The 20585-nt window shown below is 65.8% G+C and carries 19 protein-coding genes; 14 read left to right on the top strand and 5 right to left on the bottom strand.

Features of this window, described 5'->3' with window-relative positions:
* The first annotated feature begins 93 nt into the window (after positions 1-93).
* The 3 genes from C7402_RS38050 to C7402_RS38040 all read left to right on the top strand — a co-directional run bounded on the left by C7402_RS38050 (position 94) and on the right by C7402_RS38040 (position 2896).
* The gene (locus C7402_RS38050) at positions 94-1131 is read left to right on the top strand and encodes an ABC transporter substrate-binding protein (protein WP_116614212.1); all 1038 of its coding nucleotides are present in this window, start codon (positions 94-96) and stop codon (positions 1129-1131) included.
* A gap of 79 nt (positions 1132-1210) precedes the next feature.
* On the top strand, positions 1211-2023 hold the full coding sequence (locus C7402_RS38045; RefSeq protein ID WP_112176980.1) for an ABC transporter ATP-binding protein: 813 nt from the start codon (positions 1211-1213) through the stop codon (positions 2021-2023).
* Between the two features lie 48 nt (positions 2024-2071).
* Complete coding sequence (locus C7402_RS38040; RefSeq protein WP_112176981.1) at positions 2072-2896, top strand: ABC transporter permease; 825 nt, start codon at positions 2072-2074, stop codon at positions 2894-2896.
* 110 nt (positions 2897-3006) lie between these two features.
* Here C7402_RS38040 and C7402_RS38035 read toward each other — a convergent pair whose 3' ends face one another.
* Entirely contained in the window at positions 3007-3978 is a 972-nt protein-coding gene (locus tag C7402_RS38035; RefSeq protein WP_112176982.1) for an NADPH:quinone oxidoreductase family protein, read from the bottom strand.
* A 270-nt stretch (positions 3979-4248) separates the two neighbouring features.
* Here C7402_RS38035 and surE point away from each other — a divergent pair, with 270 nt between their 5' ends.
* The 5 genes from surE to C7402_RS38010 are packed head-to-tail and all read left to right on the top strand — an operon-like array spanning position 4249 to position 8868.
* Complete coding sequence (surE, locus tag C7402_RS38030) at positions 4249-5010, top strand: 5'/3'-nucleotidase SurE (protein ID WP_112176999.1); 762 nt, start codon at positions 4249-4251, stop codon at positions 5008-5010.
* Positions 5007-6053: a protein-L-isoaspartate(D-aspartate) O-methyltransferase gene (locus C7402_RS38025; RefSeq protein WP_116614211.1), complete on the top strand. Its 1047-nt coding sequence runs from the start codon at positions 5007-5009 to the stop codon at positions 6051-6053. Before surE ends, C7402_RS38025 begins: the two co-directional genes overlap by 4 nt.
* Positions 6054-6058: 5 nt before the next feature.
* On the top strand, positions 6059-6955 hold the full coding sequence (locus C7402_RS38020; protein ID WP_116614210.1) for a peptidoglycan DD-metalloendopeptidase family protein: 897 nt from the start codon (positions 6059-6061) through the stop codon (positions 6953-6955).
* A gap of 13 nt (positions 6956-6968) precedes the next feature.
* On the top strand, positions 6969-8069 hold the full coding sequence (rpoS, locus tag C7402_RS38015; protein ID WP_112176985.1) for an RNA polymerase sigma factor RpoS: 1101 nt from the start codon (positions 6969-6971) through the stop codon (positions 8067-8069).
* 19 nt (positions 8070-8088) lie between these two features.
* Positions 8089-8868, top strand: coding sequence for a 3'-5' exonuclease (locus C7402_RS38010; protein ID WP_116614209.1), 780 nt, complete (start codon positions 8089-8091; stop codon positions 8866-8868).
* A 76-nt stretch (positions 8869-8944) separates the two neighbouring features.
* Here C7402_RS38010 and C7402_RS38005 read toward each other — a convergent pair whose 3' ends face one another.
* The gene (locus tag C7402_RS38005; RefSeq protein WP_116614208.1) at positions 8945-9805 is read right to left on the bottom strand and encodes an endonuclease/exonuclease/phosphatase family protein; all 861 of its coding nucleotides are present in this window, start codon (positions 9803-9805) and stop codon (positions 8945-8947) included.
* Between the two features lie 311 nt (positions 9806-10116).
* Between C7402_RS38005 and C7402_RS38000 the strand changes: the two genes are divergently transcribed.
* Positions 10117-12129 (top strand): glycoside hydrolase family 28 protein, encoded by a 2013-nt coding sequence (locus tag C7402_RS38000; protein WP_244315033.1) that lies wholly within the window; start codon positions 10117-10119, stop codon positions 12127-12129.
* Positions 12130-12208: 79 nt separating this feature from the next.
* Here the strand turns inward: C7402_RS38000 and C7402_RS37995 are convergent, their stop codons facing one another.
* Together C7402_RS37995 and C7402_RS37990 are read right to left on the bottom strand one after the other, a co-directional pair.
* The gene (locus C7402_RS37995; RefSeq protein ID WP_133254627.1) at positions 12209-12514 is read right to left on the bottom strand and encodes a hypothetical protein; all 306 of its coding nucleotides are present in this window, start codon (positions 12512-12514) and stop codon (positions 12209-12211) included.
* Positions 12515-12607: 93 nt separating this feature from the next.
* Positions 12608-12799, bottom strand: a complete 192-nt coding sequence (locus C7402_RS37990; RefSeq protein WP_112176989.1) for a hypothetical protein — start codon at positions 12797-12799, stop codon at positions 12608-12610.
* Between the two features lie 351 nt (positions 12800-13150).
* Here C7402_RS37990 and rlmD point away from each other — a divergent pair, with 351 nt between their 5' ends.
* On the top strand, positions 13151-14506 hold the full coding sequence (gene rlmD, locus C7402_RS37985) for a 23S rRNA (uracil(1939)-C(5))-methyltransferase RlmD (protein ID WP_112177001.1): 1356 nt from the start codon (positions 13151-13153) through the stop codon (positions 14504-14506).
* Between the two features lie 116 nt (positions 14507-14622).
* Here the strand turns inward: rlmD and C7402_RS37980 are convergent, their stop codons facing one another.
* The gene (locus C7402_RS37980; protein WP_372460411.1) at positions 14623-15462 is read right to left on the bottom strand and encodes an outer membrane protein assembly factor BamD; all 840 of its coding nucleotides are present in this window, start codon (positions 15460-15462) and stop codon (positions 14623-14625) included.
* A 98-nt stretch (positions 15463-15560) separates the two neighbouring features.
* Here C7402_RS37980 and C7402_RS37975 point away from each other — a divergent pair, with 98 nt between their 5' ends.
* The 4 genes from C7402_RS37975 to C7402_RS37960 all read left to right on the top strand — a co-directional run.
* Complete coding sequence (locus tag C7402_RS37975; protein ID WP_116614207.1) at positions 15561-16841, top strand: RluA family pseudouridine synthase; 1281 nt, start codon at positions 15561-15563, stop codon at positions 16839-16841.
* Positions 16838-17707, top strand: coding sequence for a peptidoglycan editing factor PgeF (gene pgeF / locus C7402_RS37970; protein WP_116614206.1), 870 nt, complete (start codon positions 16838-16840; stop codon positions 17705-17707). The genes C7402_RS37975 and pgeF overlap by 4 nt, the downstream gene beginning before the upstream one ends.
* A gap of 411 nt (positions 17708-18118) precedes the next feature.
* Positions 18119-20170: a class I poly(R)-hydroxyalkanoic acid synthase gene (phaC, locus tag C7402_RS37965; RefSeq protein WP_165842093.1), complete on the top strand. Its 2052-nt coding sequence runs from the start codon at positions 18119-18121 to the stop codon at positions 20168-20170.
* 91 nt (positions 20171-20261) lie between these two features.
* A partial coding sequence (locus C7402_RS37960) for an acetyl-CoA C-acetyltransferase (protein ID WP_482811994.1) occupies positions 20262-20585 on the top strand: 324 nt, incomplete at its 3' end.

Genomic DNA, 20585 nt, shown 5'->3' with positions numbered 1-20585 from the left:
GCCGCGAGCCAGGCACGCGCGGCGGCCGTTACGCCAACCCTCCGCGTGCGCCAGGCTTGCACAAAAAACACAACAAGCACTGGAGACTCGCTCATGCAACGCAGAAGCTTTCTCGCCGGTACGGCCGCGCTCGCGGCCGCCTCGCTCGGCGCCTCGCCGCTCGCCTTCGCCCAGCAAAACAAGCTCGAAACGAAGAAGGTCGCGATTGCGGTCGGCGGCAAGAACCTCTTTTACTACCTGCCGCTCACGATCGCCGAGCGGCGCGGCTTCTTCAAGGACGAAGGCCTCGAGGTCGAGATTTCCGACTTCGCGGGCGGCTCGCAGGCGCTCAAAGCGGCGGTGGGCGGCAGCGCCGATGTCGTGTCCGGCGCGTTCGAACACACCATCCTGCTGCAAGCGCAGCACCAGATGTTCCGCGAGTTCGTGCTGCAAGGCCGCGCGCCGCAGATCGTGCTGGCCGTCTCGAAGAAGTCGATGCCCAACTTCAAGGGCGTCGCTGACCTGAAGGGCAAGAAGATCGGCGTGACCGCGCCGGGCTCGTCCACTTCGATCATGGCGAGCTTCGTGCTCGCCAAGGCGGGGCTCAAGCCCGCCGATGTCGCGTTCATCGGCGTGGGCGCGGGGGCGGGTGCGATCGCCGCGTTGCAGTCGGGCCAGATCGACGCGCTCGCGAACCTCGACCCGGTCATGACCAAGCTCGACCGCGCGGGCGACATTCGCGTGGTGGCGGATACGCGCACGCTCGCCGACACGCATTCGGTGTTCGGCGGCGACATGCCGGCGGGCTGCCTCTATGCGTCGGAAAGCTTCATCACGAAGAATCCGAACACCACGCAGGCGCTCACCACGGCGATGGTGCGCGCGCTCAAGTGGCTCCAGGGCGCAACGGGCTCGCAACTCATCGACACCGTACCCGAGAGCTATCTGCTCGGCGACCGCGCGCTCTATCTCGCGGCGTGGGACCACGTGAAGGAGGCGCTGTCGCCGGACGGCCTGATGCCCGCCGGCGGCCCCGCCACGGCGCTCAAGACCTTGCAGTTCGACCCGAACATCAAGGGCAAGCCCATCGATCTCTCGAAGACGTGGACCAACGACTTCGTGAAGAAGTCGCTCGCGACCGTCAAGAGCTGATTCCCGCGGCGGGCGAGCCACGCTTCGCCCGCCGTCGCGATCCTGTTTTCCCGCTGCTGCCTGCTTCCGCCTCACGACGATGACCGTACCCGCTCTCGCGCTCGACAACATCACCTGCACCTTCGCTTCACGCGAGGACCGTTCGCAACGCTACACCGCCGTCGCGAATGCGACGCTGCATATCGCGCCCGGCGAATTCGTCTCGGTCGTCGGCCCGACGGGGTGCGGCAAGTCCACGCTGCTCAACGTGGGCGCCGGGCTGCTCGCGCCGTCGTCGGGCTCCGTGAGCGTGTTCGGCGAGCGTTTGGACGGGCTGAACCGCCGCGCGGGCTACATGTTCCAGGCCGACGCGCTGATGCCGTGGCGCAGCGCGCTCGACAACGTGATGGCGGGTCTCACGTTTCGCGGCGTCGCGGCCGGCGAGGCGCGCGCGCGGGCCGAGGAGTGGCTCAAGCGCGTAGGCCTCGGCGGCTTTGGCGACCGCTATCCGCACCAGCTTTCGGGCGGCATGAGAAAGCGCGTGGCGATGGCGCAGACGCTCATTCTCGACCCCGACATCATCTTGATGGACGAGCCGTTCTCGGCGCTCGACATCCAGACGCGCCAGCTCATGGAGAACGAGTTGCTCGACCTGTGGGCCGCGAAGCGCAAGGCGGTGCTGTTCATCACGCACGATCTGGACGAAGCGATCGCGATGTCGGATCGCGTGGTCGTGCTGTCGGCGGGGCCGGGCACGCACCCGATCGGTGAATTCACCATCGATCTGCCGCGCCCGCGCGACGTGGCGGAGGTGCGCTCGCAGCCGCGCTTCGTGGAGCTGCATGCGCAGATCTGGGGCGTGCTGCGCGACGAGGTGCTCAAGGGCTATCAGCAGCAGCTTGCCGCGGGGTAAATGAACATGGCGCAATCCAGAGATATAAACCGTAAAGAGACCGGCATCATGTGGAAACGGCTGCGCCCGAACCGGGACAACCTCATCGTGTGGCAGTGGCTGCTGCTCGTCGCGTGCTTCGCGCTGTGGTACGTGTTCACGAGTCCGACGCTACTGCCGCCGTTCTATTTCGACGACGCCAACAAGGCCGCATTCTTCTTCGGCGAGCCGCAAAAGGTGCTCTTGCGCATCTGGGAGTGGTTCACGACCGGGGAGATCTGGCTGCACCTGTGGGTGACGCTCGTCGAAACGGTGCTCGCCTTCGTGATCGGCACCGTGAGCGGCCTGGGCGTCGGCTTGTGGCTCGCGCTCGCGCCCACTTCCAGCGCGCTTTTCGACCCCTACATCAAGGCCGCGAACTCGATGCCGCGCGTGATTCTCGCGCCGATCTTCGGCGTGTGGTTCGGCCTCGGCATCTGGTCGAAGGTCGCGCTCGGCGTCACGCTCGTGTTCTTCATCGTGTTCTTCAACGTCTACCAAGGCGTGAAAGAAGTGAGTCCCGTGGTGCTCGCGAACGCGCGCATGCTCGGCGCGAACCGCAAGCAACTGCTGCGTCACGTTTATCTGCCGAGCGCGACGAGCTGGGTGTTTTCGAGCCTGCATACGTCGGTGGGGCTTGCGTTCGTCGGCTCGGTGGTGGGCGAGTATCTCGGCTCGGCGAGCGGCGTGGGCTATCTGATCCTGCAAGCCGAAGGCACCTTCGACATCAACACGGTGTTCGCGGGCATTCTCGTGCTGACCGCGTTCGCGCTGATTCTCGACGCGCTGGTGGGGCTTGCCGAGCGGCGCCTCATGAAGTGGCAGCCGAAGACGGGCGACACCGAAAGGCTTTGAGCGTGAGGTGAGGGCATGAAGCCAGGGCGCACCGCGCGCCTCATCATGCAAAACGGCCCGCACATCATCGCGAGCCGTTTTTGTTTTGCCGCCTGCTTTGTCTGAAACGATCAGGGCTCGATCACGATCTTGCCCGTCACTTTGCGCGAAGCCATGTCCTTGAGCGCCTGCGCCGTGTCGGCGAGCGTGTAGCGCTTCGAGACATAGGGCTTGAGCTTGCCTTCGCCGATCCAGCCCACCATCTGCGCGAACGCGGCCGCATTGTGCTGCGGTTCGCGGCGCGCGAAATCGCCCCAGAACACGCCGACGATGCTTGCACCCTTGAGCAGCGCGAGATTGAACGGCAGCTTCGGAATCTCGCCGTTCGCGAAACCCACCACGAGATAGCGCCCGCGCCAGCCGATGCTGCGGAACGCCGGTTCCGCATACGCGCCGCCCACCGGGTCGTAGATCACATCGGGACCTTTGCCGTCGGTGAGCGCCTTGATGCGCTCGCGCAAGTCCTCGGTGCTGTAGTTGATCGTGGCGTCCGCACCGAAGCGGCGGCACACTTCGAGCTTTTCTTCGCTCGACGCGGCGGCGATCACGCGCGCGCCGAGCACCTTGCCGATCTCCACCGCCGCGAGTCCCACGCCGCCCGCCGCGCCGAGCACGAGCATCGTCTCGCCCGCGCGCAGCGCCGCGCGATCCACCACGGCGTGATGCGAGGTGCCGTAGGCGAGCGTGAACGCGGCGGCCGTCGCGAAGTCGGCGCCCTCGGGCAGCGGCACGCAGGCCGATGCGTCGGCAATCGCCTGCCCGGCGAACGCGCCGGTGCCCACATAGGCCACCACGCGCGTGCCGGGCGCGAGCTTCACGCCTTCGCCCACGGCGCGCACCACACCCGCGAGTTCGGCGCCGGGCGTGAAGGGCAGCGGCGGCTTCATCTGATACTTGTTCTCGATGATGAGCACGTCGGGAAAGTTGACGGCCGCGGCTTTCACGTCGATGACCACCTGGCCCGCACCCGGCACGAGGTCGGGCAGGTCTTCGAGCGTGAGCGAGTCGGGCGGGCCGTACTGGTTGCAGCGGATTGCGCGCATCGTGTCTCCTGTCTGTGTTTCGTTTGCGTCGATTCTTTTGCTTCGGTGATGGAGTCGCTCCAGCGGGACAGTGTACGGCAATCCGCACGCATGCGAACGATCGTGCGATTTATTTCATGCCGCACATGAGCGCATGGCGTGCGCGAATGCTTCACGCTTCGGCGCATGAACGGGGCACAGGAAGCGGCACTGCAAAGCCAGCGGGCCAACGCCGCGCAGCGCGTTCCGGCTGTCGTTCGCCTGCCTTCTTTCCTCGGTTACAATCGCTCGATGCGAATACTACTCAGCAACGACGACGGTTATCTCGCCCCCGGCCTCGCTGCGCTCCATGAGGCGCTCAAGCCGCTCGGCGAAGTCACGGTGATGGCGCCCGAGCAGAATTGCAGCGCCGCATCGAACTCGCTCACGCTGTGGCGCCCGCTGTCGGTGCTGCGCTCGGCCACGACCGGCTTCTACTACGTGAACGGCACGCCCACCGACTCGGTGCACATCGCGCTCACGGGCATGCTCGACCAGAAGCCCGACCTCGTGGTCTCCGGCATCAACAACGGCCAGAACATGGGCGAGGACACGCTGTACTCGGGCACGGTGGCCGCGGCGACCGAAGGCATCATGTTCGGCGTGCCCGCCATTGCGTTCTCGCTCGTCGACAAGGACTGGGTCCACCTCGATTCCGCCGCGCGCGTCGCGGCCGAGATCGTGGCGCACTACCTCGCGAACCCGCTGCCGGGTCATCCGCTGCTCAACGTCAACATCCCGAATTTGCCGTATGACGAGCTTGGCGAATGGCGCGTCACGCGTCTCGGCAAGCGTCATCCCTCGCAGCCCGTGATCCGCCAGACCAACCCGCGCGGCGAGCCGATCTACTGGATCGGGCCGTCGGGCAGCGCGCTCGACGCAAGCGAAGGCACGGACTTTCACGCGGTATCGAACGGCCACGTGTCGATCACGCCGCTGCAACTCGACCTCACGCACACGCAGATGTTGCCCGCGACGCACGACTGGGCGCGCAAGGGCGGCAGTGCTTCATGACGGGCGAGCGCACGAAGCGTTTTCCGCTTGGGCTTGCTGATCTGGTGCGCGAGCCGCGCCGGCGCGACACGTGTCCCGGCGACGCGCGCACGCCGCTCGCGGGCGTGGGCAGTGGCGGCGCCGCGAAGGCCGCTGTCGGCCAGGCGGTGAAGCCCGTTGTGAAGTCCACGGCACCCGCGCCGTTCAAGGCTTCGCCCGTGAAGCCGGTCAATGCAACAAAGCCGACTAACGTGAAGCCGATGGCAGCGAAGCCGGCGGCCGTTACGCCGGTCGGCGCGAAAAAATCCACACCGGCCGCCGTGAGCGCCACGCCGTCGCGAGCCGCGACTACGGGCAGCGCGGGCGCGCCCGCCGTTGCGCTCAACGGCGCGCATGCGCTGACTTCGGAACGCGTACGCGAACGCATGGTCGAACGCCTGCGTGCAAACGGCATTGCCGATGCGCGCGTGCTTCAGGCGCTCGCGGTCGTGCCGCGCCACATGTTCGTCGATCCCGGGCTTGCGACCCAGGCGTACGAAGATGCGGCGTTGCCGATCGGTCATCACCAGACCATCTCGAAGCCTTCCGTGGTCGCGCGCATGCTCGAACTGGCAGGCGCGGGCCGCGTGCTGGAGCGCGTGCTGGAAATCGGCACCGGCTGTGGCTATCAGGCCGCGGTGCTGAGCCAGATTGCGCGCGACGTGTATTCCATTGAACGCATCAAGCCGTTATACGAGCGCGCGAAGACGAATCTTCGTCCGCTGCGTATTCCGAATATCCGCTTGCACTACGGCGACGGACGGCTCGGTTTGCCGTCGGCGGCGCCGTTTGACGCGATCGTGATCGCCGCCGCGGGCTTCGACGTGCCGCAGGCGCTGCTTGAGCAACTCGCCATTGGCGGGCGGCTCGTAGCGCCGGTGGCCGTGTCAGGCACGCAAGGGGCGGCAGGCGCCGGCGAAGCCATGCAGGTTCTCACGCTCGTCGAGCGTACGGGACCGGCACAGTGGCGGGAGTCGCGCCTGGATCGCGTTTTCTTTGTCCCCTTAAAATCTGGAGTGATCTGAATCCGATGAGTATGTTGCGCGCGATCCAAAGAAACCGCCTGCATGTCGACCTGACCGTGGCCACCCGTGGCGCCTCGGTCATCGCGCTTTGTCTTCTGACCGCATGTGCCACGCGACTCGATCAGGCACCCGTCGTGGACCGCACCGCGCCGCTCGGCACGGCGGCGCAGCCACCGGTGCCGCTCGGCCCGCCGCCTCCGGGATATTACCGGGTGAAGCCGGGCGATACTCTCTATAGGATTGCGCTCGAAAACGGACAGAATTATCGCGACATCGCGACGTGGAACAATCTCACCAATCCGAACCAGATTGAAGTGGATCAGTTGTTGCGCGTGGTGCCGCCGGGTGCGAACGCAAGCGCCAGCACGCCGGGCGTCGTGACCGCGCCGGTGCCGGGCGTGGGCGTGGCACCGGGCGCGCCGGTTGCACCGGCAGCGGGTTCGGCGGCGCAGCCGCCGCTCTACGGTTCGGCAGCGAATGCAGCGCAGCCGCAGCAGCCGCCGGCAAGCGCCGGCGACATGGCCGCGGCGCCGGGAAGTCTTGCGCTTGCATGGCCGGTGCGTGGTCCGGTGCTCAACGGCTTCGACGATTCGAAGAACAAGGGCATCAATATCGGCGGCGCGGCGGGCGATCCTGTCAAGGCGGCCGGTGATGGACGCGTGGTTTATGCCGGAAATGGGCTGCGCGGTTACGGCAATCTCATTATCATCAAGCATGACGCGACGTTTTTGACCGCGTACGCACACAACCGGACTTTGATGGTAAAAGAAGGGGATGCGGTCACCAAAGGTCAGAAGATCGCCGAAATGGGCAATACCGACTCGGACCGGGTGATGCTGCATTTCGAAGTACGCCGTCAGGGTAAGCCCGTCGACCCACTGAAGTACTTGCCGCCGCAATAAAAGCGAGCCGACCATGCCGAAATCGAAGCGCCGTCTGCAGCAATCCGAGTCTGACAGCCAAGCCGCCCAGGTTTCGGTGGAGGACGGCGCGCAGTCGGGCGACGACGACGCGTCGCCCGAACTCGACGGCGGCCGCGATTTCGAGGAGCGCGAGGAGCGTGAAGAGCGCGAGTCCGCCACCGAGGAGGGCGGCTCGGGCGAAGGCGCCGAGGCCCCCGCGCCCGACGCCGACGACTTCCGCGCCATGCTTCAGGCCGAACTCACGGCCGACACCATCCAGCATTATCTGAACCGGATCAGTGTGAAGCCGCTGCTCACCGTCGAGGAGGAGCAGCGCTACTCGCGGCTTGCCAAGGCCGGCGAGTTCGAGGCGCGTCAGGTCATGATCGAGCGCAATCTGCGCCTCGTCGTGAGCATTGCCAAGGGATACCTCAATCGCGGCGTGCCGCTGCTCGACCTGATCGAGGAGGGCAACCTCGGCCTCATGCACGCAATCGAGAAATTCGATCCCACGCGCGGCTTCCGTTTTTCGACCTATGCGACCTGGTGGATACGCCAGAGCATCGAGCGCGCCATCATGAACCAGGCACGCACCGTGCGCCTGCCGGTGCACGTGATCCGCGAGCTCAACCAGGTGCTGCGCGCGAAGCGCCATCTGGAAAAGAACTCGCTCAACACCGATTCGGCTTCCGAGCGGCGCGACGCGAGCATCGACGACATCGCCTATCTCACCGGCAAGACCAGTGAGGAAGTCACCGACATTCTCGCGCTCAACGAGCACACGGCGTCGCTCGACGCGCCGCTCGACCTCGACCCCGCGAGCAGCCTGCTCGACCTGCTGTCCGACGACCAGAGCCAGTCGCCGGACGCCGAAGTGCAGCACCGCGAGCTGGAAACGCTTACGCGCGCGTGGCTCGGCCGGCTATCCGACAAGCATCGCCATGTCATCGAGCGGCGCTTCGGGCTGAACCATATCGAGCCCGCCACGCTCGAAGAACTGGCCGACGAAATGGGCCTCACCCGCGAGCGCGTGCGGCAGATCCAGCAGGAAGCGCTGGTGCGCCTCAAGCGCTTTTTCGCTTCGAACGGCGTGCGCAAGGACGCCGTTCTATAACATCTCGCAGTCCACCTGAATGACAGTACCCGTACTCGTATTCGACATCGAGACCATTCCCGATGTCGACGGCATTCGCCGTCTCGACGATCTGCCCGTCTCGCTCACCGACACCGAAGTGGCCGAGCACGCCTTCGCCGCGCGCCGCGAGAAGACCGGCAGCGATTTCCTGCCGCATCACCTGCAACGCATCGCCGCGATCTCTTGCGTGTTCCGCGACGGGCAGGGCTTTCGCGTGCGCTCGCTCGGCACGCCCGAAGACGGCGAAGCGCGCCTGATCGATTCGTTCTACCGCACGATCGAAAAGTATTCGCCGCAACTCGTTTCCTGGAACGGCGGCGGCTTCGACCTGCCGGTGCTGAACTACCGGGCGCTCGTGCACGGCATTCGCGCGGTGCGCTACTGGGAAATGGGCGAAGAGGATCGCGACTTCAAGTGGAACAACTACATCAGCCGCTATCACACGCGCCACACCGACCTCATGGACGTGCTCGCGATGTACCAGCCGCGCGCGAACGCGCCGCTCGACGCGCTCGCGAAGCTTTGCGGCTTTCCGGGCAAGCTCGGCATGGACGGCGGCCAGGTGTGGACGGCGTTCCAGGAAGGGAAAATCGAAGAGATTCGCAACTACTGCGAAACCGACGTGGTCAACACGTATCTGCTTTATTGCCGGTTCCAGATGATGCGCGGCGGGTTCAGTGAGCGCGAATACGCGGACGAAATCGAGTTCGTGAAGCAGTCGCTCGGCGCGGAAACCGCACCGCATTGGGGCGAGTATCTGAAGGCGTTCGCGGCCTGATCGTGCGGTTGTGCACTCGTGCGCGGGTGCAATAGCGCGAGTGCGTGATTGAGCACGAACGTCCGGTCTGCGATCTTCAGCGCAGTTCGAGCACGATCGGTTGATGATCCGACGCCTCGGTCGCTCCGTCTATCTCACAGCGCTGCAAGCGTGAGCGCAAATCCTCGGTGACGAACACGAAGTCGCACGTGAGCGGCCCGTCCGACCATTGCGCCGTGTCGTACACGCCCGCCGTGTACGGCGGCGTCGCGCCGGGGTGCAGCGCCGTCCAGGCGTCGATGAACGCCGGGCTGCCGCCCAGCGGCTCCAGCATGCGCGTATACGCCTCGCTGCCCCAGGCGCTGTTGAAGTCGCCGCAGACGATGGCGCTCACGGGCCGCCCGCTTGGCGCGAACGGGCCGACGTCGTTTTCCGCCGGGGCGGGGTGCGCCGCATGATCGGCGGCTTCCTCCTGGGCACGCCGCAACGCGTCCACCTGCGCGAGCCGCTGGCGCAGCGAATAGAACTCCAGATGCGTCACCAGCACGCGCAGCGCGCCGCCCGGCGTGTCGAGCACGGCTTCGAGCGCGACACGCTGCATCGACGGCGAGCCCGGATCGGCCGGCCATGGCAGCGCATGACGAAAGACCTGCGCGACGCTCAGGCGTGTCGCGAGCGCATTGCCGAACTGACGCCGCGGCGCGTGCTGCGCGTTGCCGGGTGCGGGCAAGTCGGCGCCAATCGCACCAATCACCGTATAGCCCGGCAGCAGTGCTTCGAGTTCGGCGAACTGGTCGTCGCCGGGACCGCCGGGCAACGCGTGAAACCCGCGCGTGATCTCCTGAAGGCACAGCACGTCGAAGTCGGCGAGGCGCTGTGCCTCGCGCACCGTGCGCGCCAGATCGACGACGCCTGAGGCGTCGCGTCCCCACTGCACATTCCAGCTCACCAGTTTCATTCGTCCGCTCCTTGCATGACGCGGCGGCGTTCGTCGCGCGTCTACCCTAGCCTGGATTTTTGCCGTGTGTTGTTTTACAAATTTATTGCAACGATTGATGATGAGGATCGGGGTTTGCCCTTGTAAACACTGATTTGACGATGCTCCTCATGGTTTGGTGGCTCTCGATAGCTTGACAATCTCATTGTTGTATTACAAAAATGCCGTGCTTCACGATGTTGCCATACAGGTTCGCTACGAGCCTGACTTTCCGGCAATAGAGAAGCCGGATGCAAGCGGAACAACAACTTCAAACATGGAGACAGCGTCAAATGGCAAAGCAGATCACGCAGGGCAACCCCAAGGCGGAGGGTGGGCCGGCCTCGCCCAAGCGCCGCACATTCATGGCGTTCGCGGGCGCGTCGGCCGGCGCGACGATGCTCGCCGCGTTGCCCGGCTGCGGTGGCGGTAGCGGCAGCAGCGGCGCGTCCGCGAGCACCGGCACCGGCGGCGCGGTTGCGAACGACCCGATCTGGGGCACTTCGGGCGCGGCTACGCGCATCATCTCGTCGCTTTCGAGCCTCACCCAGTCGATGTTTCGTGCGGCCGATTTCAACGCGGCGAGTTTCGGCGCGAAGGCGCTCACGACCCAGGTGCAGGCGAGCGTCAACCCGTACACCCAGCCGTTCAGCCCCGGCGCGGACCAGATGGTGAACGGCTCGCTCACGGGCACGGCCTACGACTCCTGTTCGGCGTTCAACCTCGCCATCGAGACGGCGAACCTCGCGGGCGGCGGCCGCGTGGTCGTGCCGGCCGGCAACTGGTATTGCGGCGGTCCGATCGTGCTGCTCTCGAATGTGAACTTCCATCTGAGCGCGGGCTGCACGATCTACTTCAGCCCGAACCCGGCCGATTACGCAAAGAGCGGCCCGGTCGATTGCGGCGCGAACGGCAAGCTCTACTACACGCGCTGGCAGGGCAACGACTGCCTGAACTTCGGCTCGCCCGTATACGCCTACAAGCAAACCAATATTGCCATCACGGGCGAGGGCGAGACCTCGATCCTCAACGGCCAGGCCATGACGCCGTTCAGCGGCAGCGGCAGCGCGTCCACCTGCTGGTGGACCTACAAAGGCTCGAACGGGCAATACGGCTGCGTGAACTCGAGCACGCCTTCGCAGGCCTACGCCAACCCGAACAACGCGGCGCTCACGAGCACCAACGCAACCTTGCTCGCGCTCATCACCGGCTCGACGAAAGCGCCCTGGAATCAGGATCAGAACTATCTGCCCGCGTTGTCGCAGCTCGGCGTGCCGGTGGCGCAGCGCATCTTCGGCGTCGGCCATTACCTGCGGCCTTGCATGGTGGAATTCGTCGGCTGCACCAACGTGCTCATGGAGAGCTACCACACGCAGAACACGCCGTTCTGGCAGAACCACCCGACCGATTGTGCCAACGTCGTGATCCGCGGCGTGTTCGCGGACAGCATCGGGCCGAACAACGACGGCTTCGACCCGGAAGCCTGCACGAACGTGCTGTGCGACAGCGTGACCTTCAACACGGGCGACGACTGTATCGCGATCAAATCGGGCAAGGCGCTCGACACCGAATTCGGCCCCGCGCAGGACCACGTGATCCAGAACTGCACGATGAACAGCGGTCACGGCGGCATCACGCTCGGCAGCGAGATGAGCGCGGGCGTGCAGCGCATCTACGCGCGCAAGCTCAACATGCTCAACCAGAACTGGCAGACCAATCCGCTCAACATCGCCATCCGCATCAAGACGAACATGAGTCGCGGCGGCTTCGTGAAGGACGTCTATATCGATTCGGTCGATCTGCCCAACGGCGTGAATCTCACGGGCAGCGGCTACGGCACCAGCAACATGCTGACGGGCAGCCCGATCAACGCTTCGGTGCCGCTTGGCGTGACGTCGACGGCGGGCTCGAATCCGTCGGCGTCGCAGGGCGGCCTGATCACCTTCGACTGCGACTATTCGCCAGCCGGCGACGCCGTGCGCATCAGCCCGCCTGTTGTCCAGAACGTGAACATTTCCAACGTGAACGCGAGCAACGTGACGCTCAACGGCAACACGGCGTCGTGCTTTCAGGCCATCGTCGCGCAGGGGCCGGTCGCTTCGGACTACAACGGAGCCTCTCCGGCGCCGACAGTCTCGCCGATCACGGGGGTGACCATCTCGAACTGCAACCTCGGCACGCCGGTGTGCACCGGCACGGCTTCGGCCACCACGCCGGGGCCGATCTACGTGAACAACGTCAATGCGATCGCGCTGAGCAACGTGGTGATCGCCGGGACGACCTACAACACGTCGCTCACAGGCTGAAGCGTCGCACGGACCTTCGCGGTGAGGGCCCTGTGAGGCAGGCGGCGGGTAGCGTTCGGCGCTATCCGCCGTTTTTGCGTTAGATGCGGCGGCCCTGGCACGCCGCGCGCGCGGTGCCCGCCACCAGGTGATTGCGGTCGAAGTACACCGCGAACGGCACGTTGCGGGAACTGTCGAGGTCGTACTTGCCGAGGTCGTACTGGAAGCAGTCGAGACCGTTGGTCTGATAGCCGCGATCGGGCGGCCCGATGCGTTTGTAGACGTCGCCCTGCGTCATGCCGGGGTGGATGGAGGCGATGACCTGATCGGGTTTGATGGTCGGGGCGCATGCCGCGAGGCCCGCAAGCGTCGCGGCCACGAGCGCACAAAGAGATAGCTTGCTCACTTCGATTCCGTAGGTGAATGAGATTGTTATCGTTCCGGCCGCCGGTGGGGCGATCTATGGGACGATTCTGAAAGCGCGTCAATCTGAACGCGTCTAATCGAGCAGGACGCGCAGGCCGAAAAGCAGCAGGGCGAGCAGCGCGACGGGAACCGCGAGGCCGACGAAGCCGAGCAGCAACAGGCGATGCGATGTGGCGTGCTTCGAAACGAGCGGCTCGGCGACGGTGGCCGCGCCAAGCGCGAGCAGCAAAAGTGCGAATGTTTGCAGGTAGAGGACGGCGGACATGTTGACGATTCCTTCGCGTGGCTCGAAGGTGTCACGCGGCAGGAACCATCGTAGAGACGCGGTTCGGCACGGACGATCGGAGGAGTTCGAAAACGAGACGCAAGCGCGCAATGCGCGTGGAACACGCGGAGCAACGACGGCGCGTCGGCGGCGAGGGCGGCGACATCGTCTACAATCTCGCCTTCGCCCAATATTCATCCATCGTCTGTCAGGAATCCGCTGGTGTCTCAAGCTGCCCCCGACCCTCAAACCGCGCCCGTTGAGGCCGACCCCGTTCACGCCGGGGCCGTGCCGTCCGCGCCCGCGAAAAAGCGCAGCAAGCGCGAGCGTCGCGCCGAAAAGCGCGCCGCCATCGAAGCCTCTGTCGCTCATGCCCCCATTCTCGAGATCGAATCGCTCGACATGGACGCGCGCGGCGTTGGCCGTACCGTCACCGAGACGGGCGAGCCCGGCAAGGTGATCTTCGTCGAGGGCGCGCTGCCCGGCGAGCGCGTGACTTACCTCAGCTACCGCAAGAAGCCGACTTTCGAGCAGGCGCAGGTGGTGAGCGTGCTGCGCGAGAGCGCGATCCGCACCAAGCCGCAGTGCGCGTTTTTCGGCACCTGCGGCGGCTGCTCGATGCAGCACCTCGACGTGCGCGCGCAGATCGCCGTCAAGCAGCGTGTGCTGGAGGACAACCTCACGCACCTCTCGAAGGTGCGCGCGGAGACGATGTTCCGGCCGATCCACGGGCCGTCGTGGGGCTACCGCTATCGCGCGCGCCTCACGGTGCGCGACGTGCCGAAGAAGGGCGGCGTGCTGGTCGGCTTCCACGAGAAGAAGAGCAGCTACGTGGCCGACATGACGAGCTGCGAAGTGCTGCCGCCGAACGTGTCGGCGATGCTCGTGCCGCTGCGGCACCTTGTGGCCGCGCTGTCGATTCGCGATCGCATGCCGCAGATCGAGCTTGCGGTCGGCTCCAGCGTGACGGCGCTCGTGCTGCGTATTCTCGAACCGCTCACGGCCGCCGACGAAGACCTGCTGCGCGCGTTTGCCGACGAGCACAACGTGCAGTTCTGGCTACAGCCGAAAGGCCCGGACACGGTGTTCCCGTTCTATCCGCTGGACAAGGAACTCGACTACACGCTGCCGGAGTTCGGCATCCGCATGCCGTTCAAGCCGACCGACTTCACGCAGGTCAATCACCAGATCAACCGCGTGCTGGTCGGCCGGGCGCTGCGCCTGCTCGCGCCTGAGCCGGGCGATCGCGTGCTCGACCTGTTCTGCGGCATCGGCAACTTCACGCTGCCGCTCGCGCGTCTCGCGCGCGAAGTGGTGGGTATCGAGGGCAGCGACACGCTGACCGCCCGGGCGCTCGAAAATGCGCGCGCCAACGGCGTGGACGGCCATACGTCGTTCGCGTGCCGCAACCTGTTCGAAGTCACCGCCGACGACATGCGCGCGCTCGGTCACTTCGACAAGTTCCTGGTCGACCCGCCGCGCGAAGGCGCGTTCGCCGTTTCGCAGGCGCTCGCGGAAATCGCGCAGAGCGGCAATGGGCCGCTGCCCAAGCGCATCGTCTACGTGTCGTGCAGCCCGGCGACGCTGGCGCGCGATGCGGGCGTTCTCGTGAACGAGGCCGGCTACCGGCTCAAGGGTGCGGGCGTCGTCAACATGTTCCCGCACACGTCGCACGTGGAGTCGATCGCGTTGTTCGAACGCGACTGAGATCCCGCGCGCAGCGCAGGCGCTCCATGCCTGCGCTGCCGATGAGGCAAAAAAAACGCCACGGAATGTCCGTGGCGTTTTGCTTTTCAGCGTGCTTCAGCGTGAGCCGGCGGCGATCACCAGATCTGCCACCACGACTTGTTTTCCTTGCCGGGACGGGCGTGGCCGGTGATGTACGGGCTGTCCGGGAAGGTCGCGGCGAGCACGCGGCGCGTGTCTTCGGCGAGCTGCGGCTGATCGAGCTTCTGATACGACAGGATCATGATGTGCAGGGCGTCTTCAATGGCCGGCGCGCTCTTGTAGTCCTGAATGGCGAGCTGCGCGCGGTTGATGGCCGCCACATAGGCGCCGCGGCGATAGTAGTAGTCGGCCGCGTGCACTTCGTGCGAGGCGAGCGCGTTCACGATGTAGCGCATGCGCTGCGCGGCGTCCGGCGCGTACTTGCTTTGCGGATACTTGCTGACCACGGTGTTGAACGCGTCATACGACTCGCGCAGCGACTTCGGGTCGCGCTCGCTCATGTCCTGGCCCGAGAAGCGGCCAAAGAGACCCAGGTCGTCGTTGAAGTGGATCATGCCCTTGAGATAGTACGCGTAGGCGATGTCCGGGTGATCCGGGTGCAGCTGGATGAAGCGGTTGATCGCCTGGTCGGCGGCGTCGTTCTCGTTGTCCTTCCAGTTACAGTAGGCAACATTGATCTGAGCCTGCTGGGCGAAATGGCCGAACGGGTCGCGGCCCTGGAGTGCTTCGAAGTACTTCGCGCACTTGCCCCAGTCGCCACCGGAGAGCGCGTCCTGAGCCTCCGTATATAATTTGTTGTTGTTCCATGCCGCCGTTTCGTCGGTCTTTTCCGGCAAGCCGTGGCAGGCCGCGACCACAGCGAGCGCCGCGCCGCACACGGCAAGGCGAACGATGTTGCCGATCTTGCCGAGCGTTTGTGCTCGCGCCGCGCGCATTGCGTTTCGGGCCACTGCTTGTTTGGCCAGTTTCGTAATCGTGTTCAAGGCTCGCATTTATCCAGTCCAGCTTCAGGTCCACAGGTGACCCAGACTCAATGACCCGTTCAGTTATTCCGGGGGCCGGCGCTCCCGGCGCCCAAAACAGCACCAGCGATTATAGCCTGGGCGATGCGCCCGATGACGCAGCCTCCAGTGAGGCTTTCGATGACGACCTCAACGGCGAGGCCGCCGCGCCGCTCGCGGGCGGCGCCCCGCGTACGCGCCGGGACGAAGCCCCGCGCTTCGTTCAGGTGCCCGATGAGCTTGCCGGCGACCGCCTCGACAAGGTGCTCGCGAAAGTGTTTCCGGAGTTTTCACGCAGCCGCCTCCAGGGCTGGATCGAGGAGCAGCGCGTGCGCGTGGACGGCAAGCCCGCCAAGGTGCGCCAGCCGGTGCCGCTCGGCGCGACCATCGAACTCGTGCCCGATCTCCTGCCCGAGCAGCTCGCCTTCACGCCCGAGCCGGTGCCGCTCGACGTCATCTACGAGGACGACGCCATCGTCGTCATCAACAAGCCCGCGGGGCTCGTCGTGCATCCGGCCGCCGGCAACTGGAGCGGCACGCTCCTGAACGGCCTTCTGCATCGCTACGGCGAAGCGGCGGCGGGCCTGCCGCGCGCGGGCATCGTCCATCGTCTGGACAAGGAAACTTCGGGGCTGATGGTCGTCGCGCGCACGCTCGAGGCGCAAACCGACCTCGTGCGCCAGTTGCAGGCGCGCACCGTGAAGCGCCGCTATCTCGCGCTCGTCTGGGGCAGCATGGCCGACAAAGGCACGATCGACGCGCCCATTGGCCGCGATCCGCGTGATCGCACGCGCATGGCGGTGGTCAAGGGTGCGGCGGGCAAGCCCGCGCGCACGCACTTCCGGCGTATCGACAAGACGCTCTGGCACAACCAGCCCGTGAGCGCGATTCATTGCGACCTGGAAACGGGCCGCACGCACCAGATCCGCGTGCATTGCGCGCACATCGGCCATCCGTTGCTGGGCGATCCGGTGTACGGCCACGCGCGCGGCAAGCGCTCGGTGGCGGCGCTGCCCGACGGTTTCGCGCGCCAGGCGCTGCACGCGTGGCGTCTCGGCCTCGTGCATCCGGTGACGGGCCGCGCGATGCAATGGCGCGCCGACGCGCCGGACGACATGGACGCGCTGATCGAGGCGCTCGGCTTCGGCAGCGAGGAAGACGAGGACGAACATGGCTTCGATGACGAAATGTTCGACAGCGCCTACACCGACGAAGGCTACGTGATCGGCAGCGACGAAGACGATTACGACGACGACGATGAAGACGACGAAGACAGCGACGACGATCGGCACGACGAGGACAAGCCCGCATGACGACCTGCCCGGAACTGACTTCCGCCGATTTGCTGTTCCCCGACTGGCAGGTTTCGCCGCGCGTGCGCGCGCTCGTGACGACGCGCAACGGCGGCGTGAGCGCGCCGCCGTTCGGGCGCTGGGAGGGCGCGCAGGGTAGCGAGGGCGTCGAGTTGCCCGGCGGCCTGAACCTCGGCCGCGGCTCCGGCGACGATCTCGACGATGTCGAGGCGAACCGCGCGCGCCTGCTCGCTCATGCGGGCGTGCCCGCGGCGTGGCTCAAGCAGATCCACGGGCCTGTCGTGGTGGACGCCGCCGAAGCGCTCGCCGCCGCGCGTGCGGGTGCGCCGCTCGAAGCCGACGCCAGTGTGACCGCCGAGCCCGGCATTGCCTGCACGGTGATGGTGGCCGACTGCATGCCCGTCCTGCTGTGCGATGGCGAGGGCCGCGCCGTGGGCGCCGCGCACGCGGGCTGGCGCGGGTTGGCAGCGGGCGTGATCGAGCGCACCGCGCAACGCGTGGCGGCGCTCGCCGGTGGCACGAGCGCCGACCTGCATGCGTACCTCGGGCCGGCGATCGGGCCCACGGCCTTCGAAGTCGGCGCAGACGTGCGTGACGCGTTCATGACCCACGCGGAGAGTGTCGACGCGGCACAACGTGACGCACATCGCGCGGCGACCGAAGCCGCCTTCGTGGCGCGCCCCGAGGCCGCCGGCAAGTACCTTGCCGACCTCGTCGCCCTGGCGCGATTGCGCCTGGACGCGCTGGGCGTGCGCCATGTGAGCGGCGGCGACCAGTGCACGGTCACGCTGCGCGAGCGCTTTTACTCCTACCGGCGCGATCGCGTCACGGGCCGCATGGCCGCGCTGATCTGGCTCGAACCCTGACAGGATGTTCGCCATGCGTCGCTGCCTTTCGTGGGGCGGCGACGCCCGTCGCTGCGCGCATTTATGTTGCGCTGCATCTAATCTCGCAATTGGCACGGCGCCATGCCTGCCGCATGCCTTCGCCAACCCGTTCATTGCACTGCAAGCGCTTGCCGTCACGACGGATTTTTGTGCGCCGGACCGCATACCGATCTCATCCCCGAGTTAAACATCTGATTACATCGGGAAAACGATAATTAAAAAAATATCGCAGTGCGGCAAAATCGGGCACAAGCATTGACACGCTTTGCAATGGGGAGCAAGAATGTCCCTCACCCACGGGACAGGTCGTGACGAGCGCCGCAACAGCGCCCGTGTGCGTACCACCTGCCTCTCAACCAGTCCACCAGGACACATCGGTCAAAAGCAGGCATGACGGCATCTCAACGTTCCAAGACTGCCCCGGGCACGGGCGCTTCAACTGATGGTGCAACGCGCTTCAATCAGCCTTTCGCTCCCGACGCAGCCGGCATGCAGCAATATCTCGACGCGTGGACGAACGCCTGGAAGAGCGCCTTGAATGCTGCGCAGCAATCGGGCGGCGCCGCGCAGCAAGCGCCTCTCGCGGGCCTCGCCGGCAATTGGTGGCCACCGGGTGGCAACGGCGCGCCGGGCAACCCCTTCGCCGCATCCAATCCGTTTGCCGGGACCAATCCCTTTGCCGCAGGCAATCCTTTCTCGGCAGGCAATCCTTTCGCCGCGGGCAGTCCTTTCGGCGCGGGCAGTCCTTTCGGCGCAGGCGGTCCTTTCGGCGCAGGCGGTCCTTTCGGCACAGCGAACCCCTTCGGCGGCGCGAACCCGTTCGAGGGCTTCAAGCTTCCCACGGCATCGATCGAACCCACGCGCTTGCAGCATCTGCAAGCGGAGTATTCGCGCGACGCGCTGGACTTGCTGCGCCAGGCCACCGACGCCACGCCGAAGGCGCCCGAGCTCAAGGACCGGCGCTTCAGCTCCGACGCCTGGAAAGCGACGCCCGCGTATGCCTTCACGGCCGCGTGGTATCTGCTCAACGCGCGCTATCTGCATGAGCTCGTCGACGCGATCGACACCGATGTGAAAACGCGCGAACGCATTCGTTTCGCCGTGCAGCAGTGGACGGCGGCGGCTTCGCCGAGCAACTTCCTCGCGCTCAATCCCGACGCGCAGAACGCCTTGCTCGAAACCCACGGCGAGAGCCTGCGCCAGGGGGTGATGAACCTGCTGGGCGACATGTCGCGCGGGAAGATTTCGCAGACCGACGAATCGCGCTTCGTGGTGGGCCGCAATCTCGCCACGACTGAAGGCTCGGTTGTGTTCGAGAACGCACTCTTCCAGTTGATCCAGTACAAGCCGACCACGGCCACCGTGCGCGAGCGGCCGCTGTTGATCGTGCCGCCGTGCATCAACAAGTATTACATCCTCGATCTGCAACCCGAGAACTCGCTCGTTGCCTACGCGCTGGAGCAGGGGCAGCAGGTGTTCCTCGTCTCGTGGCACAACGGCGACGCGTCGATTACCCATAAGGGCTGGGACGACTACATCGAAGAGGGCGTGCTCACCGCCATCGACACGACGCGCAGCATCAGCGGCCGCGAGCAGATCAACACGCTCGGCTTCTGCGTGGGCGGCACGCTCCTCGCCACGGCGCTGGCCGTTGCGGCGGCACGCGGCGAGCATCCCGCTTCGTCGATGACGCTGCTCACGGCAATGCTCGACTTCGGCGACACGGGCGTGCTCGACGTGTTCGTCGACGAAGCCCACGTGCAGATGCGTGAGCAGACCATCGGCGGCAAGAATGGCGGCACGCCGGGTCTCATGCGCGGCGTGGAGTTCGCGAACACGTTCTCGTTCCTGCGGCCCAACGATCTGGTCTGGAACTACGTCGTCGACAATTACCTGAAGGGCCGCACGCCCGCGCCGTTCGACCTGCTGTTCTGGAACAGCGACTCGACGAGCCTGCCGGGGCCGATGTACGCGTGGTATCTGCGCAATACGTATCTGGAAAACAAGCTGCGCGAGCCTGGTGCGCTCACCGTGTGCGGCGAGGAAGTGGATCTCTCGCGCATCGACGTGCCGACTTTCATCTACGGCTCGCGCGAAGATCACATCGTGCCGTGGCGCACCGCTTACGCTTCGGTGCCGCTGCTTTCGGGGCCGCTGAAATTCGTGCTTGGCGCGTCGGGCCATATCGCGGGTGTGATCAACCCCGCGTCGAAGAACAAGCGCAGCTTCTGGAGCGTCGAGGCCGATGCGAAGCATCTGCCCGAAGAGGCCGACGACTGGTTTGCCGTTGCCGAGGAAAAACCCGGCAGCTGGTGGCCGACCTGGGCCGAATGGCTCGACCAGTTCGGCGGCAAGAAGGTGAAGCCGCGTGCGCAAGCCGGTTCGGCGGAGTTCCCCGAGATCGAGCCGGCGCCGGGGCGCTATGTGCAGCAGCGCGATTGAAATGGATTGACGCGCTTGCTGCGGGAAATGGGTTATCAACTTGACGGGCGGGGCGCATTGCGCGCCATCAAGGCGCCCGAAGGATCTGGAAATGACTGACATTGTGATCGTTTCGGCCGCACGTACGGCGGTAGGCAAATTCGGCGGCTCGCTTGCGAAGGTGGCGGCGCCCGATCTCGGCGCCATCGTGATCAAGGCCGCGCTGGAGCGCGCGGGCGTGAAGCCGGAGCAGGTGAGCGACGTGATCATGGGTCAGGTGCTCACGGCCGCCTCGGGCCAGAACGTGGCGCGCCAGGCGTCGATCAAGGCGGGCCTGCCCACGGCCGTGCCCGCCATGACGATCAACAAGGTGTGCGGCTCGGGTCTCAAGGCGGTGATGCTGGCCGCGAACGCGATCATCGCCGGCGACTCGGAC

This window comes from Paraburkholderia unamae, assembly GCF_003096875.1.
Taxonomy (GTDB): Bacteria; Pseudomonadota; Gammaproteobacteria; order Burkholderiales; family Burkholderiaceae; genus Paraburkholderia; species Paraburkholderia unamae.
Note: the sequence above shows the minus strand (reverse complement) of the source record. Positions and strands in the feature narration are given on the sequence as shown.

Coding starts and splice junctions, on each gene's coding strand:
- C7402_RS38050 (WP_116614212.1), top strand. CDS start 94: ATGCAACGCAGAAGCTTTCTCGCCGGTACGGCCGCGCTCGCGGCCGCC.
- C7402_RS38045 (WP_112176980.1), top strand. CDS start 1,211: ATGACCGTACCCGCTCTCGCGCTCGACAACATCACCTGCACCTTCGCT.
- C7402_RS38040 (WP_112176981.1), top strand. CDS start 2,072: ATGTGGAAACGGCTGCGCCCGAACCGGGACAACCTCATCGTGTGGCAG.
- C7402_RS38035 (WP_112176982.1), bottom strand. CDS start 3,978: ATGCGCGCAATCCGCTGCAACCAGTACGGCCCGCCCGACTCGCTCACG.
- surE (WP_112176999.1), top strand. CDS start 4,249: ATGCGAATACTACTCAGCAACGACGACGGTTATCTCGCCCCCGGCCTC.
- C7402_RS38025 (WP_116614211.1), top strand. CDS start 5,007: ATGACGGGCGAGCGCACGAAGCGTTTTCCGCTTGGGCTTGCTGATCTG.
- C7402_RS38020 (WP_116614210.1), top strand. CDS start 6,059: ATGAGTATGTTGCGCGCGATCCAAAGAAACCGCCTGCATGTCGACCTG.
- rpoS (WP_112176985.1), top strand. CDS start 6,969: ATGCCGAAATCGAAGCGCCGTCTGCAGCAATCCGAGTCTGACAGCCAA.
- C7402_RS38010 (WP_116614209.1), top strand. CDS start 8,089: ATGACAGTACCCGTACTCGTATTCGACATCGAGACCATTCCCGATGTC.
- C7402_RS38005 (WP_116614208.1), bottom strand. CDS start 9,805: ATGAAACTGGTGAGCTGGAATGTGCAGTGGGGACGCGACGCCTCAGGC.
- C7402_RS38000 (WP_244315033.1), top strand. CDS start 10,117: ATGGCAAAGCAGATCACGCAGGGCAACCCCAAGGCGGAGGGTGGGCCG.
- C7402_RS37990 (WP_112176989.1), bottom strand. CDS start 12,799: ATGTCCGCCGTCCTCTACCTGCAAACATTCGCACTTTTGCTGCTCGCG.
- C7402_RS37980 (WP_372460411.1), bottom strand. CDS start 15,462: ATGCGCGCGGCGCGAGCACAAACGCTCGGCAAGATCGGCAACATCGTT.
- C7402_RS37975 (WP_116614207.1), top strand. CDS start 15,561: ATGACCCGTTCAGTTATTCCGGGGGCCGGCGCTCCCGGCGCCCAAAAC.
- pgeF (WP_116614206.1), top strand. CDS start 16,838: ATGACGACCTGCCCGGAACTGACTTCCGCCGATTTGCTGTTCCCCGAC.
- phaC (WP_165842093.1), top strand. CDS start 18,119: ATGACGGCATCTCAACGTTCCAAGACTGCCCCGGGCACGGGCGCTTCA.